The organism is Metabacillus idriensis (assembly GCF_009674765.1).
Classification (GTDB): domain Bacteria; phylum Bacillota; class Bacilli; order Bacillales; family Bacillaceae; genus Bacillus_P; species Bacillus_P idriensis.
On sequence record NZ_WKKF01000001.1, the window covers coordinates 64,538 to 80,187 of the forward strand.

18 protein-coding genes are annotated in these 15,650 nt (G+C 41.1%); 11 read left to right on the forward strand and 7 right to left on the reverse strand.

The window, feature by feature from the left end:
• Positions 1 to 4: 4 nt before the first annotated feature.
• Both GJU41_RS00405 and GJU41_RS00410 read left to right on the forward strand, forming a co-directional pair.
• On the forward strand, positions 5 to 1,003 hold the full coding sequence (locus tag GJU41_RS00405) for an inorganic phosphate transporter (protein ID WP_070877190.1): 999 nt from the start codon (positions 5 to 7) through the stop codon (positions 1,001 to 1,003).
• A 203-nt stretch (positions 1,004 to 1,206) separates the two neighbouring features.
• Positions 1,207 to 1,758 carry a nitroreductase family protein gene (locus GJU41_RS00410; RefSeq protein WP_154317810.1) on the forward strand — a complete coding sequence of 184 codons (552 nt, stop codon included), beginning with the start codon at positions 1,207 to 1,209 and terminating at the stop codon, positions 1,756 to 1,758.
• 165 nt (positions 1,759 to 1,923) lie between these two features.
• Here the strand turns inward: GJU41_RS00410 and GJU41_RS24560 are convergent, their stop codons facing one another.
• Together GJU41_RS24560 and GJU41_RS00415 are read right to left on the reverse strand one after the other, a co-directional pair.
• Entirely contained in the window at positions 1,924 to 2,100 is a 177-nt protein-coding gene (locus GJU41_RS24560; RefSeq protein WP_170292684.1) for a hypothetical protein, read from the reverse strand.
• A gap of 175 nt (positions 2,101 to 2,275) precedes the next feature.
• On the reverse strand, positions 2,276 to 3,043 hold the full coding sequence (locus GJU41_RS00415) for an alpha/beta hydrolase (RefSeq protein ID WP_154317811.1): 768 nt from the start codon (positions 3,041 to 3,043) through the stop codon (positions 2,276 to 2,278).
• A 172-nt stretch (positions 3,044 to 3,215) separates the two neighbouring features.
• Between GJU41_RS00415 and GJU41_RS00420 the strand changes: the two genes are divergently transcribed.
• The 3 genes from GJU41_RS00420 to GJU41_RS00430 all read left to right on the forward strand — a co-directional run bounded on the left by GJU41_RS00420 (position 3,216) and on the right by GJU41_RS00430 (position 7,065).
• The gene (locus GJU41_RS00420; RefSeq protein WP_070877187.1) at positions 3,216 to 3,806 is read left to right on the forward strand and encodes an NAD(P)H-dependent oxidoreductase; all 591 of its coding nucleotides are present in this window, start codon (positions 3,216 to 3,218) and stop codon (positions 3,804 to 3,806) included.
• Positions 3,807 to 4,338: 532 nt separating this feature from the next.
• The gene (locus GJU41_RS00425; RefSeq protein ID WP_154317812.1) at positions 4,339 to 6,261 is read left to right on the forward strand and encodes a S8 family serine peptidase; all 1,923 of its coding nucleotides are present in this window, start codon (positions 4,339 to 4,341) and stop codon (positions 6,259 to 6,261) included.
• Positions 6,262 to 6,663: 402 nt separating this feature from the next.
• Positions 6,664 to 7,065, forward strand: coding sequence for a DoxX family protein (locus GJU41_RS00430; protein WP_070877185.1), 402 nt, complete (start codon positions 6,664 to 6,666; stop codon positions 7,063 to 7,065).
• 14 nt (positions 7,066 to 7,079) lie between these two features.
• Here the strand turns inward: GJU41_RS00430 and GJU41_RS00435 are convergent, their stop codons facing one another.
• Positions 7,080 to 7,916, reverse strand: a complete 837-nt coding sequence (locus GJU41_RS00435; protein WP_154317813.1) for an EcsC family protein — start codon at positions 7,914 to 7,916, stop codon at positions 7,080 to 7,082.
• A gap of 147 nt (positions 7,917 to 8,063) precedes the next feature.
• Between GJU41_RS00435 and GJU41_RS00440 the strand changes: the two genes are divergently transcribed.
• From GJU41_RS00440 to GJU41_RS00450, 3 genes are all read left to right on the forward strand, one after another.
• Positions 8,064 to 8,894: an aldo/keto reductase gene (locus GJU41_RS00440; protein WP_154317814.1), complete on the forward strand. Its 831-nt coding sequence runs from the start codon at positions 8,064 to 8,066 to the stop codon at positions 8,892 to 8,894.
• 157 nt (positions 8,895 to 9,051) lie between these two features.
• Entirely contained in the window at positions 9,052 to 9,639 is a 588-nt protein-coding gene (locus GJU41_RS00445) for a class D sortase (protein WP_070877182.1), read from the forward strand.
• Between the two features lie 20 nt (positions 9,640 to 9,659).
• Complete coding sequence (locus tag GJU41_RS00450) at positions 9,660 to 10,085, forward strand: GNAT family N-acetyltransferase (RefSeq protein WP_070877181.1); 426 nt, start codon at positions 9,660 to 9,662, stop codon at positions 10,083 to 10,085.
• Between the two features lie 175 nt (positions 10,086 to 10,260).
• Here the strand turns inward: GJU41_RS00450 and GJU41_RS00455 are convergent, their stop codons facing one another.
• Entirely contained in the window at positions 10,261 to 11,169 is a 909-nt protein-coding gene (locus tag GJU41_RS00455) for an RluA family pseudouridine synthase (RefSeq protein WP_154317815.1), read from the reverse strand.
• Between the two features lie 158 nt (positions 11,170 to 11,327).
• On the opposite strand from GJU41_RS00455, the gene GJU41_RS00460 reads away from it, so the two are divergent.
• Positions 11,328 to 11,729 (forward strand): DUF5365 family protein, encoded by a 402-nt coding sequence (locus GJU41_RS00460; protein ID WP_154317816.1) that lies wholly within the window; start codon positions 11,328 to 11,330, stop codon positions 11,727 to 11,729.
• 149 nt (positions 11,730 to 11,878) lie between these two features.
• Here GJU41_RS00460 and GJU41_RS00465 read toward each other — a convergent pair whose 3' ends face one another.
• From GJU41_RS00465 to GJU41_RS00475, 3 genes are all read right to left on the reverse strand, one after another.
• Positions 11,879 to 12,343 (reverse strand): thioredoxin family protein, encoded by a 465-nt coding sequence (locus GJU41_RS00465; protein ID WP_154317817.1) that lies wholly within the window; start codon positions 12,341 to 12,343, stop codon positions 11,879 to 11,881.
• A 1-nt stretch (position 12,344) separates the two neighbouring features.
• Positions 12,345 to 12,782, reverse strand: a complete 438-nt coding sequence (locus GJU41_RS00470; protein ID WP_170292685.1) for a disulfide oxidoreductase — start codon at positions 12,780 to 12,782, stop codon at positions 12,345 to 12,347.
• Between the two features lie 127 nt (positions 12,783 to 12,909).
• Positions 12,910 to 13,500 carry a TetR/AcrR family transcriptional regulator gene (locus GJU41_RS00475; RefSeq protein ID WP_070877175.1) on the reverse strand — a complete coding sequence of 197 codons (591 nt, stop codon included), beginning with the start codon at positions 13,498 to 13,500 and terminating at the stop codon, positions 12,910 to 12,912.
• Positions 13,501 to 13,685: 185 nt separating this feature from the next.
• Between GJU41_RS00475 and GJU41_RS00480 the strand changes: the two genes are divergently transcribed.
• Together GJU41_RS00480 and GJU41_RS00485 are read left to right on the forward strand one after the other, a co-directional pair.
• Positions 13,686 to 14,081 carry a CBS domain-containing protein gene (locus tag GJU41_RS00480; RefSeq protein ID WP_070877220.1) on the forward strand — a complete coding sequence of 132 codons (396 nt, stop codon included), beginning with the start codon at positions 13,686 to 13,688 and terminating at the stop codon, positions 14,079 to 14,081.
• An 878-nt stretch (positions 14,082 to 14,959) separates the two neighbouring features.
• On the forward strand, positions 14,960 to 15,622 hold the full coding sequence (locus GJU41_RS00485) for an HAD family hydrolase (RefSeq protein WP_070877174.1): 663 nt from the start codon (positions 14,960 to 14,962) through the stop codon (positions 15,620 to 15,622).
• Positions 15,623 to 15,650: the final 28 nt, after the last annotated feature.

Consider the following 15,650-nt stretch of genomic DNA (forward strand, 5'->3'; position numbering starts at 1 on the left):
TATTATGGATACTATATTAATTCTTACCATTCTTATTGTTATTTTTGCCTTGGCATTTGACTTTATTAACGGATTTCATGATACAGCGAATGCGATTGCAACATCCGTATCAACGAAAGCCCTTAAACCAAGACAGGCAATTATCCTTGCATCTGTCATGAACTTCGTCGGTGCCATGACATTCACAGGCGTGGCAAAGACAATTACAAAGGATATTGTTGATCCATTTACCCTGCAAAATGGATCTGTTGTTATCTTAGCTGCACTGATTGCAGCTATCACGTGGAATTTGATTACTTGGTATTATGGGATTCCAAGCAGTTCTTCCCATGCAATTATTGGTTCAATCGCTGGTGCTGCGATTGCAGCGGCAGGATTTAGTTCATTAAACTATTCAGGATTCTTGAAAATCCTTCAGGCCCTTATCATTTCACCGATCTTGGCATTTATAATCGGTTATATTGTTTACAGCATTTTTAAAGTCGTTTTTAAAAACAATAATCTTACAAAAACAAACAGAAATTTCCGTGCGATTCAAGTAGCAACTGCTGCTTTGCAATCTTACACTCACGGTACGAATGATGCTCAAAAAGCGATGGGGATCATCACAATGGCTCTGATTGCAGGGAATCTTCAAGATTCTACAGATATTCAATGGTGGGTTCAATTCTCATGTGCCCTTGCAATGGGACTTGGAACGAGTGTCGGCGGCTGGAAAATCATTAAAACCGTTGGCGGAAAGATCATGAAGATTCGCCCAGTTAACGGTGTAGCAGCTGATTTAACAGGAGCAGCGGTTATCTTTGGCGCTTCTATTATTCATTTGCCAGTAAGTACAACACACGTTATTTCATCTTCAATCCTTGGTGTAGGCTCTGCCCACCGAATTAAAGGTGTAAAATGGGGAACGGCTAAAACGATGATCATCACATGGTTCATCACCTTGCCGATTTCTGCTACATTAGCAGCGATTTCCTATTTTATTTTAAATCTGTTCTTTTAATGATCAAGCCCTTCTTAATTGAAGGGTTTTTAATTTGGGAAATTATAGTTTCATTAAACGCTCAGAGAGCGCATGATAGAACATCAACATACCTAGCAAAATGAAGACCATTTCTCTTCTTCAATTAATTGACGAAAAAAACTCGGAGTGATACTATTGCTTGTAGATGATAGTGAAAATCGTTATCAATTGGAGGATGAAAGATGATTCAGCAACAATCCATTTCGGCTGTAATACGGGAAAGAATTTCAATCAAATCAAATTACCTGCCTCTCGAGGTCAAGGAAGAAGATGTTGTCACCCTGCTTAATAACGCTGTCTGGGCGCCTAATCATGGGCTTAGAGAGCCTTGGAGGTTCTTATTTGTAAGCGAAGAGCGGCGGGAAGCTTTGATTCAGACTGTTCTTGCTTGCTGCGAAGCAAAAACACATGAAAAAGTGAGATCAAAACTTGCAGATGTTCCTGCATTTTTAGTTGCCATTATGCCTGAAGATCCCCGCCAGAAAATTTGGGAAGAGGATTTTGCTGCAATAAGCAGTCTTATTCAAAATTTGCAGCTGCTTGGCTGGGAAAAAGAACTAGGGATGGTCTGGAAGACGCCAAATTACATATATGATCCGAAATTCCGCCGTGCCATCGGAGTTCAAAATGGCGAAAAAATCATCGGCATTCTGCAGCTTGGCTATTTTGATCCTGCTCAGCATGTGAAAGATAGAAAGCGGACCAATGCATTGGAAAAACTGACTTCATTTTAAGAGGAATGTCGTTATTTCGGACAATAAAGAATGTCGATTATTGTTGTTATAAGCAGAATAATCATAGGAGTGCAGTTTCGCTAATAATTTATATGATTTCGCAAACAAATCCGGAGTTTCGAAAATAATCTAATCAAGATTGCCTACAATAAAAACGCATGGATTCTATGTCCATGCGTTTTTATTGTAGGCAATGTTCTCATTGATTGTTGCTTTGCCTTGTGTGATTGGACACACATCAAGTTTTCGGTCGTGCTCTTTTCTTCGAATTTTGAGATACAGCGCTATTTTAGATGGCGTAAGACTTCTTGTGCTGCAAACTCGGTTTTGGCGCACTTCCATACTGGGGAAGGGCCTTCTTGGTGCTGCAAACTCGGTTTTGGCGCACTTCCATACTGGGGGAGGGCCTTCTTGGTGCTGCAAACTCGGTTTTGGGGCACTTCCTTACTGCGTGAGGGCCTTCTTGATTTTTAACGGACTAGCTCAAGCAAGAAAATTTACCAAAAAGAGCCTAAAATTATGAGTACAAATACGTAAAAATCTCCGGCACTCTCTTTCTCCAGGCTACTTCATTGTGTTCGGCATCTTCGATTACTTCATAGCGGCAATCGCCAATTTTTCCTTTAAGAATCGCATACACATCGTCACTGGAATCAATATAATCCTGATGATGAATGGATGCCGTTATTTCTTTTGTGCCGACATCCATATAAAACTTTTTAATTGCTGACAAATCACTGTCTTTTATCAGTGTTTCAATCTCATGCTGGTTAAACCAGTAAGCAGATGAAAGAGAAGCAATTTTTTTGAAGATATGAGGATATTTGCATGCTGCATATGTAGAAATTAAACCGCCCATTGAACTGCCTGCCATCGAAGTTCCACCAGGGAGTGTTCGATACTTGCTGTCAATCAGCGGTTTTAGTTCCCAGGCGATGAAGTCGATGTACGCTTCACCTTCACCTCCAAGGTTAACGTCCTGTCCAGCCAGGTCCCCTGCAAGGTCTTTGTTGATCCACGGACCATATTCGTTAAATCGATTGTATCCTGAATGATTACAGTCAATGCCAACGACAATCAGCTCCAGGCCGCTCTGCTCAAGGTAATCCTTTATGCCCCAGCTGACACCAAAACTTGCATCTCTGTCTTCAAATAAATTTTGTCCATCGTGCATATAGAGGACCGGATAAGCTTTAGAACTGATTGCGTAGTTTTCAGGCAAATAGACGGTAATTTGTCTTTCACGTCCAAGTGTTGTGATGATTACTTTGAATTTTTCAATCATGGTTTGTACACTCCTCTACTGGCAAATAGTATCGATATTATAGTGGAAATTTCAGAATATAGCATGAAATAATAACAAATACGTTAACTGCTTTACATAAAAATACCATGAAAAATCATAATATTTCCATTCTCCGCAAACAATAATAAAAAAGCGATTTTAGGAGAATGAAATGAATGTATTGATAATTTATGCTCATCCTAATCCCGAAAGCTTTAATGCAGCGATATGTGATGCAGTGGAAAAAGAATTTATAAGCAAAGAATTTCAGGTTAGAAAAAGGGATCTGTATCAAATGAAGTTTGATCCGATTCTGACAGAGGACGATTATACATCCTTTTATCAGGATAAAATTCCGGCTGATATTCAGGCGGAACAGAGAGAAATCATATGGGCAGATATTCTGGTCTTTGTTTTTCCGACATGGTGGATAGGGATGCCTGCTATTTTAAAAGGGTATTTTGACAGAGTATTCACCAACGGTTTTGCTTTTCGATATGCTGATGAAGGGCCTGAGGGCTTGCTGAAAGAAAAACAGGCGCTGATTTTCCAGACTACGGGGCAGCCTGAAAAATTGTTAAAGCCGCCGCAATTGACCATGGCAATGCAGACTGCGTTTGATATTGGCATCATGAATTTTTGCGGAATCGAAACGCTTGCACATAAGTTCATATATTCTGTGCAATATGTTGATGAAGAAACCCGGCAAATGATACTGCAAGAAGTAAGAGAAGTTGTTGAAATGATTGGAAAAACACAATGAAAAAAGATCTTCCTGCAGTGATGGGAAGATCTTTTTTATGTGAACTTATAGAGCTTTCGGCGGACACAAAGTTCAAAAAAAAAGGTCTCGTAAAGTTGTTGCTTTAGAAGGGGAAGGCACTTGACTCCTCCAGGAAAAAGAGAGGAGGGCAGACACAGCAGGCGAAGCCAGAAGCCGAGGAGGCTCCTCACGCGGAAAGCATGTGCCTGCAGCGTAAAGAAACGGACAAGGATCCCGAAGTTCGAGTGTCAAACCGATTTTGCTGCGCGAAATTATAACAAAAACAACAATCTATGAGAAGACAGCCTCAGAAACTGAAAAGGTGATCTACCTAAAGGCTAATGAGATATTCATTCAACAGTGGCAGGAGTTTGATTTCATATGTGAGAAAACCTTTTCAAAGTGCAGTGATCATTTAGATATTTAGAGGTCTTTTTCCCAATACAACAATCTATACTAGTGTGATAGATTAGTAGAGTATAGAAGAAAGTGAAAAATCTTCTAATCATGGAACCTTGAGGAGCTGGTGGGTTTGGGAAAAGGCGTTAAGTTGACCGCTTTTATGACGACACTTTGTATAGCTGGATGTGTTGTATTTATGCCGAATGTTCAGGCGGATGCTGCCCCGCAGCAGCTTCAGGAACTGAAACTGACGGAAGCTGGACAAGCATCATTCAGCGGACATAATCGGTCCGGAGGAAAAGCCATGTTCAAAATGGAGAGCTATATCAGCAAGATTCCCAAGAATGTGCTGAAGAAGCTTGAGCAGACAAGTTCTAAAAACACGCTTTATGTCGTGCAGTTAAGCGGTCCAGTAACGGAAGCAGACCGTTTATCCATCACAGGAGCAGGTGCTAAAATCATTGAGTATGTACCTGATTATGCATTTGTGGTGAAGGCGGATCCAAAAACCGTTCGTTCTTTAAAAAAGGGAAAGGGAATTGCGTCTGTAAAAGCATACCTGCCTTTATATAAATTAGATCCGGCTCTTTTTGAATCTGGATACAGCAAGCTCTTTGATGTTGAATTAAAACACGTCGACAAATCGAAGAAAAAAGCAGTGAAGAAAAATCTTACAGAAATCATCGAATATGCTTCTCATGAAGATACACTTTTTATAGCAAAAGAAAATACGTTCCAGCTTAACAATGATGTGGCTGCCGGCATCATGAAGGTAAATACAGCGAGCAGCACATTTGGACTTTCAGGTGCAGGCCAGACAGTTGCGGTTGCAGACACAGGGCTTGATACAGGCAGAAACGATGCTTCTATGCACGAGGCATTCCAGGGCGGAAAGATCAAAGCTCTATATGCATTAGGACGGACAAACAACGCAAGTGATCCTAACGGTCATGGAACTCATGTGGCAGGCTCTGTGCTTGGAGACGCACAGTTCAAGGGGATGGCTCCTAAAGCCGGACTCGTATTTCAGTCGATTATGGATGCAGGCGGAGGCCTTGGAGGATTGCCAAGCAATCTTAATACTCTTTTCTCACAGGCATACAATGCAGGGGCGAGAGTCCATACGAATTCCTGGGGTGCGCCAGTTGCAGGTGCGTATACAACAGAATCAAAGCAAGTGGATGAATATGTTTATAATAACGATGATATGACCGTGCTGTTTGCAGCAGGCAATGAAGGACCGAATGCCAAAACACTGAACACGCCTGGAACAGCTAAAAATGCGATTACTGTCGGGGCTTCTGAAAATAACCGTCCGTCTTTCGGAACATATGCGGATAATAGTAATCAAATCGCTGCTTTTTCATCAAGAGGACTTACTTCGGATGGGAGGGTGAAGCCTGATATCGTCGCACCTGGAACATTTATATTATCGACCCGATCTTCATTGGCGCCAGATTCATCTTTCTGGGCGAATTATAACAGCAAATATGCTTATATGGGCGGAACGTCAATGGCGACTCCCCTTGTAGCGGGAAATGTTGCACTATTGCGTGAGCACTTTATAAAAAATAAAGGAATTACACCTAAGCCTTCCCTTATTAAAGCCGTTCTGATTGCAGGTGCAAAGGACCTTGGGCTAGGCTATCCAAGCGGAAATCAGGGATGGGGCAGAGTAACTCTAGACAAATCAGTCAATGCTGCATTTACAAACGAATCAAAAGCACTGAGAACAAATGAAAAAGCCGCTTATACATTTAATGCTGCAAGCGGCAAGCCGCTTAGAATTGCGCTGGCCTGGACAGATTATCCGGGAAATCCATCCGCATCTGTTTCACTCGTCAATGATTTGGATCTTGTCATAAAATCACCTAGCGGAAAAACGTACACAGGAAATGATTTTACTTCTCCTTACAACAGCGAATGGGATGGAAGAAACAATGTAGAAACGGTTATTTTGCCAAATGCGGAAGCTGGGGCTTATACGATTGAAGTACAGGCTTACAACGTTCCGTCAGGCACTCAGGATTTCTCTTTTGCAGTAGTACAATAGAACATATAAAACGAGCCGCTTCATGCAGAATCGGCTCGTTTTAATTTATAGGTACACTGACGGCAAGCGGAAGCGCAACACTGCTCGTTCATAACGCCTGCTCTTCTCTAATATTCAATGACAACCATGCTCCAATATTTCAGAAAAGGGAGAGAAAATGTTACGTTGTTTCCCATTTGTTTGAACTGTATCTCTTCAGATATCCAAATTTGTTCTATTTTCAGAACGAAAGATTATAAAAATAAGAGGTTGACAGAAAGTGAAAATAAGAATATAATTACTTTGAATTCAAGATATTTTAATTAAAAGTATTTTCTCGTAGGAGACTGCATATATATGAAAGAGTAAATTTTTTTAAGGATATATCTCGAATTAAAAATAATTGAAAGAAGGATGATGACAATGTTATTAGATTTAGGACTTTTACTTATTCGTTTAGTGATTGGACTTTCGTTCATGGCTCATGGAGCTCAAAAACTGTTTGGTTCATTTGGAGGTCATGGCATTAAAGGCACAGGGGGATTCTTTGAATCGATTGGCATCAAGCCTGGAGTAGCAATGGCTGTCCTCGCAGGGCTTGCTGAGTTTGCCGGCGGAGCGTTTTTTGCCGCAGGCTTTCTTACTCCGCTTGCAGGAGCTGCATTAGCCGGCACAATGCTTGTAGCGATCGTGAAAGTTCATGCCCCGAACGGTTTCTGGGCTGCTCAAAATGGATATGAATTCAACCTGACTTTGCTTGCTGTAGCCATAGGCGTAGCTTTAACAGGTGCAGGCGCTTATTCACTTGATGCATTATTCTTTTAATCTAAAAAAGGAACTCATCGCTGAGTTCCTTTTTCTTCTATGATCATGACTGGATCAGTCTCCAGCCTCTCAAGAATTCTTCTTTTCTGATATAACATAATCCCCGTTTCAGCAATATCCTTTACCATCGAACGATTTGTATACGCACCGAACAGCATGCCGGCAACGGGCACCATTTGCAGCAGTTTTTTCAGCCCGAAATGGTCGCGGTACGTATAAACCACTTCACGCCAGCCCTGTAGCTTTGACATCATTTCGGCAGACTCCATGCTGCGGTTATAATAGCCTGACAATTCATTTAATATCGCTTGTTTGCCGACAATATCTGCTGATGCAAACTGCAGGCACTTAACGATAAAAATCCGCTCTTCCTTGTCTTCAGGATCATATCCATAAGCAATGGCAATCTCCTGCAGCGTTTTTAAGGAAAGTCCAAGCAGCACTGGGATGTCGACTGCGAGTGTGAAAATTCCTCCGAATCCTGTTGTCGCACCTTGAACTGTAGCGACATTCCCGCGATTTGTCCTTAGATCTCCGCTTACAAGGTTCATGACTTTTATGGGCACACGTTTCATATCATCGATTGTACTTACCTTCTCACTAGGAACGAGGAGCTGAACTTTTTTCAAAATGCCGTTTTTCTGCGTTAAATACTTGCCGCCGCTTTGAATGAAGCTTCCGAGTTCATCAAGCAGAACACCGATTTTCTTCTGAATAAAAGCAGGTGTAAGCTTATCTAATAATTTAAAGGGAATCCGGCTGATTTTTTCCCAGAAAAATAAGCCCTTCTGATCATCTTCCCATTTTTCAATTTCCTTTAATTGACTGAGGAGCTCCTCTTTCGTTTCCATTTCACAAACCGCACCCTTTCACATGACAATCTTCTTATATTTTAGCAAAAGAACATGGGAATAGAAAAAATGAGGCATATTTTTTGGATTTTACAGAATTTTATCAGATAATGAAGGTAATCTGATAAGCAGAAAGGGGAAACTATCATGGCGAAAAATCTTCAGGACACAACTGTGTTACATAATGGCGTTAAAATGCCCTGGTTCGGCCTTGGCGTATTTAAAGTAGAAGAAGGATCTGAGGTTGTCAATTCTGTGAAATGGGCAATTGAAGCAGGCTATAAAAGCATTGATACTGCTGCTGTCTACGGAAATGAAGAAGGTGTAGGCCAAGGAATTAAAGAAAGCGGCGTTCCACGTGAAGAGCTTTTCATTACAACGAAAGTGTGGAACGCAGACCAAGGATATGAGTCAACATTAAAAGCTTTCGATGAGAGCATGAAGAAGCTTGGCTTGGAATACTTGGATTTATATCTTGTTCACTGGCCGGTAGAAGGCAAGTATAAAGATACATGGAGAGCGCTTGAGACGCTTTACAAAGAAGGAAAAGTAAAAGCAATCGGTGTGAGCAATTTCCAAATTCACCATCTTGAAGACGTAATCAAGGATGCTGAGATTGTACCGATGGTTAACCAAGTGGAATATCACCCGCGTTTAACTCAAAAAGAACTTCAGGCTTTCTGCAAGCAGCACAGCATTCAGCTTGAAGCTTGGTCACCGCTTATGCAGGGAAAACTTCTTGATGACGAAACATTAACAGAAATTGCTGAAAAGCACGGGAAATCTGTAGCTCAAGTCATCTTGCGCTGGGATCTGCAGAATGAAGTTGTTACGATTCCCAAGTCTGTAAAAGAGCACCGCATCTACGATAATGCTTCAATCTTCGACTTTGAACTATCACAAGAAGAGATGGAGCAAATCGATGGATTAAACCGCGACGAACGTGTAGGTCCAGATCCGGATAATTTTGATTTTTAATTGAGAGTAAGTCATAAAACAGGCTGTCCTCTAAGGATAGCCTGTTTTTTTGCTTTGTCTGTTTCTGGAAAATTCAGCTGTGCAATTTTGTTATATTTGGTATAATCAGAGTGATAAATTGTACGGATTATTTTTAAAAAGGAGAAATGCCTGATCTATGAATGCATTCAAATTCTTTTCGCTTTTGTTAATAGTTGCTGGCCTTCTTTTTACAGGTTATGGTGTATGGCAGATTGTTCAAACCAATGTTAAAACAAACCAGTCATTGGCGGATGCTCAAGCTGCGATAAGGTCAGCAGATGAAAAGAAAATGCCTTCTCCAACACCCGAGAAGAGGTATGAGCCTGAGATTGGGAATGCAGTAGGAATTCTTAAGATTGATCGCCTGGACGCAGAGCTTCCGATTGTAGAAGGAACCGACCCGGATGATCTGGAAAAGGGAGTAGGTCACTACAAGGGAAGCTACTATCCGAATGAAAGCGGCCAGATTGTCCTGTCAGGGCACAGAGATACTGTGTTCCGTAAAGCGGGAGACCTGGAAATTGGCGATCCATTAACCATACTCCTGCCCTATGGGGAATTTGAGTACAAAATAAAGTCGACTAAAATTGTCGATGCAGATGACATGAGTGTGATCACGCTGCAAAATGAAAAAGAAGAGCTGATCTTAACGACATGCTATCCTTTTAGTTTTGTCGGAAATGCGCCTGAGCGCTACATTATTTATGCTGAAAAAGTAAATTAGCAGCGGGAGGAGATTTTTCCATGATTGACATTCGGGAGATTGCAGGGGAAGAAAACTTTAAAAAAGCTTATCCGGTTATGTCTCAATTGCGTACACAGCTCAGCGAGGAAGAGTACCTTAAGCTGCTCGAACCAATGAGGAAGCAGGGATACCGATTAATCGGACTTTATGAAGATGAACAGGTTAAGGCATTAGCAGGTATTATCGAACTGACAAATTTCTATAACGATAAGCATATTTATGTGTATGATTTAGTGACAGACGGAGAATCTCGGTCACGCGGGTTTGGCGAACAGCTGTTAAACTATGTGGAAAAACTTGCGAAAGAAGCCGGCTGCGGCATAATTACGCTGAGCTCAGGAAATCAGCGGATTGATGCACACCGTTTTTATGAAGAAAAGATGGGTTTTGAGCGCGTCAGTCATGTGTTCAATAAGAAATTATAAAAGAATGCCCCGGATTTTTCGAGGCATTTTCTTTGTATTAGGAGACATTTGGAAAAAGATAGTAAAGTGATCGATTCCTCAAGTAAATCTTCTATTTTGGAAAGTAATGGTTCTTTTTCGGCAAGTAAATCTGGTGATGTGGAAAGTATTTTCACAAACCTCAGAATTTGGCCCATTAAAACTCCAGCTTAATTATTAATCTTTTCATATCATCAGGGAAGTCCGCGCTTACAGTCACTTTTTCATCTGTAAAAGGATGCATAACTGTTATTTCTGATGCATGCAGAGCTTGGCGGTCAATCAGGTTTTTGTTCCCGCCATATAAGTCATCCCCCGAAATCGGATAGCCAATATGGCTCAAATGGACACGAATCTGATGGGTGCGGCCTGTGTCGAGCTGAAGCTTGACAAGAGATACATCAAATCGGGTATTATAATCTTCCGTTTTAAAATGAGTTAGTGCAGGCTGGCCGCCCGGGGATACTCTGCGGCGGACCGGATGATGGCGGTCTTTTCCGATTGGCTGGTCAATCTGTCCTTTTTTCTGCTTCATTTTCCCTTGTACGATGGCCGTATAAGTCCTTTTGATCAGCCTTTCTTCAAGGAGGCGGTCCAGGATAGCATGTGATAAGGCATGTTTGGCAAAAACAATCGCACCAGAGGTATCGTGATCCAATCTGTGAATATGCCTTATTTTTCTGGACATTCCCTGCATCTGAAAATGAAAGGCGATTCCATTAGCGAGCGTGCCAGTTTGACCGGGGTCATTCGGATGTGTATCCATTCCGGCAGGTTTATTGATAATAAGAAAATGTTCGTCCTCGAATAATAAATCAAGCTCCATGTATTCGGGAGTGATATCAAATTCTTCATCCTGAAATAAACGAATCATAACGGAGTCTTTTTCGATTAATGGCGACGTCCAGTTTGGATCTGCATCATTCACTTTTACTTCGCGGTCCATACGCCACTTATGAACAAGTGTCTTTGGCGCCTTCATTTTTTCTCTCAGCATTTGCTGGAGGGAAATTCCTGCCCAATCTTTCTTTACCGGAAATTCCATCCATTCTCCTCTAATTTTCATTGCAATCCCCTATCTATCAGTAGTCCTCCAAGTATACTAAAGATGCTAATTGGATGTCCAAGCTAGAAACGGAAACACTTACCTCTCCTTCGGGCAATAGAGCTATGTTATTCTAGCAGTAAGAGAAAAGCCCGAACGCAGCAAAGAGGTGAATTAATTTGAGAATTGTTTTTGCTTCAACCGAAGAGCAGGAGCAGTACATTGAAGAACTGATTGAAAATATGTATGAAGAAGTGTTCCCGCAGTACTTTTCAGATGAAACCATTGATCAGCTGGATGAGCTTTCAGTCCTAAAGCCTCAAACAGAAGAAATGCAGTATAATGGCACACTAAAAGAAGCCTTTCAGATCATGTCCAGTCTTCAAGCGCTGACGGCATTGCTCAATCATTTGGATCAGCAATCAGAAGAGGAACACAGGAATCTTTATGACCGGAACATCAATATCTTAAAACAGTACGGCTATCAATTTCCCCTTACATTTGATCATTTTCTTTCTTCAAAAGAGAAGGCTGAAGAAGTCAGCAAGTACGGGAAGCCGGCAAATAAGTGGATCGTATAAAAAGAAGGGTGCACGGCTGTGTACCCTTCTTTTTATTAATGTTGATAGAACATGGATTTCGTTGATTAAAGCGTGATTTTTACCGATAAAACCTGGATTTATCGCTGCTTCGAGCAGATCTGCCTGTCCAAAACACAGATTCGCTTTTCTTATTTCCATTTACTCAGCAAATCTTTAAAATAAGCTCCATCATTATATCCTTCTACACGATCGACTTCTTTTCCATCCTGGTAGCGTACAAGTGTTGGCGTAGCTTCGATTCCATACTGCTGCCAGCCGTCTTCAAATTCAAGCAGGTTGAATTGACCGATTTCTACTCCTGTTTCTTCTGCAGCAGGCATTAATTCAGGAGTTGTTCTTTTGCAGTGTTCACAAGTTGGGCTGAAGTAGTAAACGACAAAATCCTCTTTTTTATCCATCTTTTCATCTACTTCTTCAGGAAGAATGATGTTTTGATAATTTGGATCATCAAGCTGGTCAACGGTAGCAGGATTCAGCTTGTCCTTGCCGTATGGATTGCCTTCCGCCTTTTCTGTTTGCTGATAGTTCGTTACAAATGCCAGACCGCCAAACAATACGATAAAAATACCTGCAAATATTAAAAGCTTTTTCATATTAACGACCTACTTTCATTTTTCTGTAAATATTCAAGCTTGCTGCAAAAATAACGGTAAAGCCGATCAGTGCGAGAAATGGAATCGTAATAAATCCGAGCCAGTTGATGTATTCTCCTGTGCAGGGAACAATGCCGCAGGATGCCGAATTTTCGCCTACAAAGTCAATTTTTTGAACGGCATAATGATAAATGGAAATCGTGCCGCCAATCGCTGACAAAATCATGGAATAAAACGCAATTTGGTAATCTTTTTTATAGATCGCAATTCCAAGAATGACGACTAGCGGATACATTAAGATCCGCTGATACCAGCAGAGCTCACAAGGAATGAATTTCATGATTTCTGAGAAATATAAGCTCCCAAGCATCGAGATGAATGAAGCCGCCCATGCAATAAATAATTGATTCTCTATGTCTTTTTTGAGTTTCTCTGACACACTATCGCCTCTCCATTCATGAGTTTACACTACATATTATAGTCCTCGATCAGAGTCTTGTAAAATCAAACATTCAGACAGCACAAAATCGAAAAAAGAAGCCCGCTATTTGCAGCTCCTTCCATGTTTATTTTCCTGTTAGACCATAAAAAAATAAATGCAGAAATTCTTTCGTCATTTTATTTCTGTCTTTATGGTCCAAAATAAATTCCGGGTGTTTATATACCTCTGAAGCAAACATATTAAAGTAAAACATAATCGTTTCAAATGAAAGTTCATCTCTGATATGCCCTTCTTTTTTTCCGCTTTCAATAAAGCTTTTGAAAAGAGGCATGGATTGATTGACCGTAAAGTCCGTCATGATTTGCTTTATTTCTCCTTCGTCAGCCATCATATATTCTAAAAGTTCAGGACCGATTGCCTTTGAATGGGCAATTTTTTGTTCAACGAGCTTTTCCATTTTTTCCTGAAAAGGAATGTTCATTTTAAATAAGTCCGTATAGAAATCAATCTGTTCCTGAAAAAAACTTTTAATGACCTGTATCGCTAACGCATCTTTGCTGCCGAAATAATTATAGATGGTTACCTGGGAAACATTCGCAGCCGCTGCGATTTCCTGTATGTTTACTTTATTTATTCCATATTGTGAAAAAAGCTGAAACGCCGCTTTTTGAATTTGCTCCATTTTAGTCTGCTTTCGTCTTTCAAAACCGTTCATTCAGAACACCTCTTCCTTATCTTAATGAAAAAGAGGGGTGAATACAAATAACAAATCCGACTGCTTCAGAACATGGTTTTAAATGTGTAAAAAGGTCACATTTTCTAAGAGAAAAAGCGGTCTTCCTGCACATACTATTAGCTGAAAGGAGCTGTTTTAAGTTGAATTCATCTATTAGAGAAAGTATGACGAAAGATCTTGTTACGATTTCCTCTTCACAAAGCATTCAGGAGGCTGCAGAATTGATGAGCAGCCAAAATATTGGTTCCATTCCAGTTGTGGATGGAGGACAGGTAAAAGGAGTCATTACAGATCGTGATATCACGCTCCGTTCAACAGCACACGGTATGTCCAATGATACAAAAGTGGCAGATGTTATGTCTTCAAACCTTGTGACGGGAACACCTGACATGAGCAGCGAAGAAGCAGCGCAGCTGATGTCATCAAATCAGATCCGCCGCTTGCCGATCGTTGAAAATAATCAGCTTGTGGGTTATGTTGCACTGGGTGACCTTGCAACTGATCAAATGTCTAATGAAGCTGCAGGCCAAGCGCTGACTAACATTTCTGAACAGCACTAATAAGGGAGGCACCTGCGATAACGAGCAGGTGCTTTCTTTTTTAAAGGCTGTTTTCGCATAGATTGTTGTTTTCGAGTATAAATGTTGTCCGTTACTTTCCGTTGCAGGAACTTGCTTTCTGCGGCCCTGCTGGGAGCCTCCCCGCTTGCATGCGGGTTGTATGAGGACAGAAATCCAGAATGCAGGCTGCAAAATGGAGTCAAATGCCCTGTATGATGAGGACAGAAATCCAGAAAGGCGGCTCCAAAATGGAGTCAACCGCGCTGTATGGGGACAAAAATCCAGAATGCAGGCTGCAAAAAGGAATCAACCACGCTGTATGAGGACAAAAATCCAGAAAGACGGCTGCAAAATGGAATCAACCAAGCAGTATGAGGACAAAAACCCAGAAAGGCGGCTGCAAAATGGAATCAAATGCGCTGTATGAGGACAAAAACCCAGAAAGGCGGCTGCAAAAAGGAATCAACCACGCAGTATGAGGACAGAAATCCAGAATGCAGGCTGCAAAATGGAGTCAACCGTGCTGTATGAGACAAAAACCCAGAAAGACGTGCTGCAAAATGGAATCAACCATTTCCCTCTGTTTCCCGCGGGAGTCAAGTTTATCCGCTGCAATCCACTTATGGTTTAAAACATATCCTAGCAACAAAGTTTACAAAAAGAGCCTTTTTAAAAGATAAGAAAGTATAAAATTTTGCGCTTCGATGGCGAGCGGAATCGCTTATGCTACTCGGCCAGAAAGGATTCGATAGCATCGGAAAAAAAATCCAATACTTTCGGATCCTTATCTGTCATGCCTCTGCTAAACGGGCGCTTGCGCTTTTCTTGTTTTCTTTTTCCGTTATATAATGAACATAATAATGACAGGGGGAAGATGCATGATTAAAGCGATTATCTTTGATTTTGACGGATTGATTCTTGACACCGAAACGCATGAATATGAAGTTCTCCAGGAAATTTTTAAAGAACAGGGCAGTGAATTGCCCATGTCAGTATGGGGTAAAGTGATAGGAACGTCATCTGATTTCAACCCATTTGTTTACTTGGAAGAACAAACTGGAAGATCAATCGATCATGATCATTTAACACGCCTTCAAAAAGAGAAGTTTGAAAAGAGAATATCAGCTGAAGCGGCAAGACCGGGTGTAGAGGATTATTTAATGGCTGCAAAGGAATTGGGTCTGAAAATCGGCCTGGCATCAAGTTCAAGCTATGAATGGGTATCATCCTATTTAAAAAGCTTGGATTTAATTGATTATTTTGAGTGTATCCGCACCTCCAATCATGTTGAATTCGTTAAACCGGATCCTGCATTGTACATAGAAGCAGCTAAATGCCTCGGTGTTAAGCCAAGCGAGTGTCTCGCTTTTGAAGATTCCGCAAACGGAGCACTTGCCGCTAAAAAAGCAGGCATGTACTGCACCATTGTTCCAAACAGTGTAACTGTTCATTTAGAGTTTGGGGAAACTGATCACCGTTTAGAATCGATGGCGGAAATGGAGCTTGAAAAAGTCATCTCGATAATTGAGTCAAGAAACTGAAAATGTTTCAGAGAAGTCTATTGAGGGA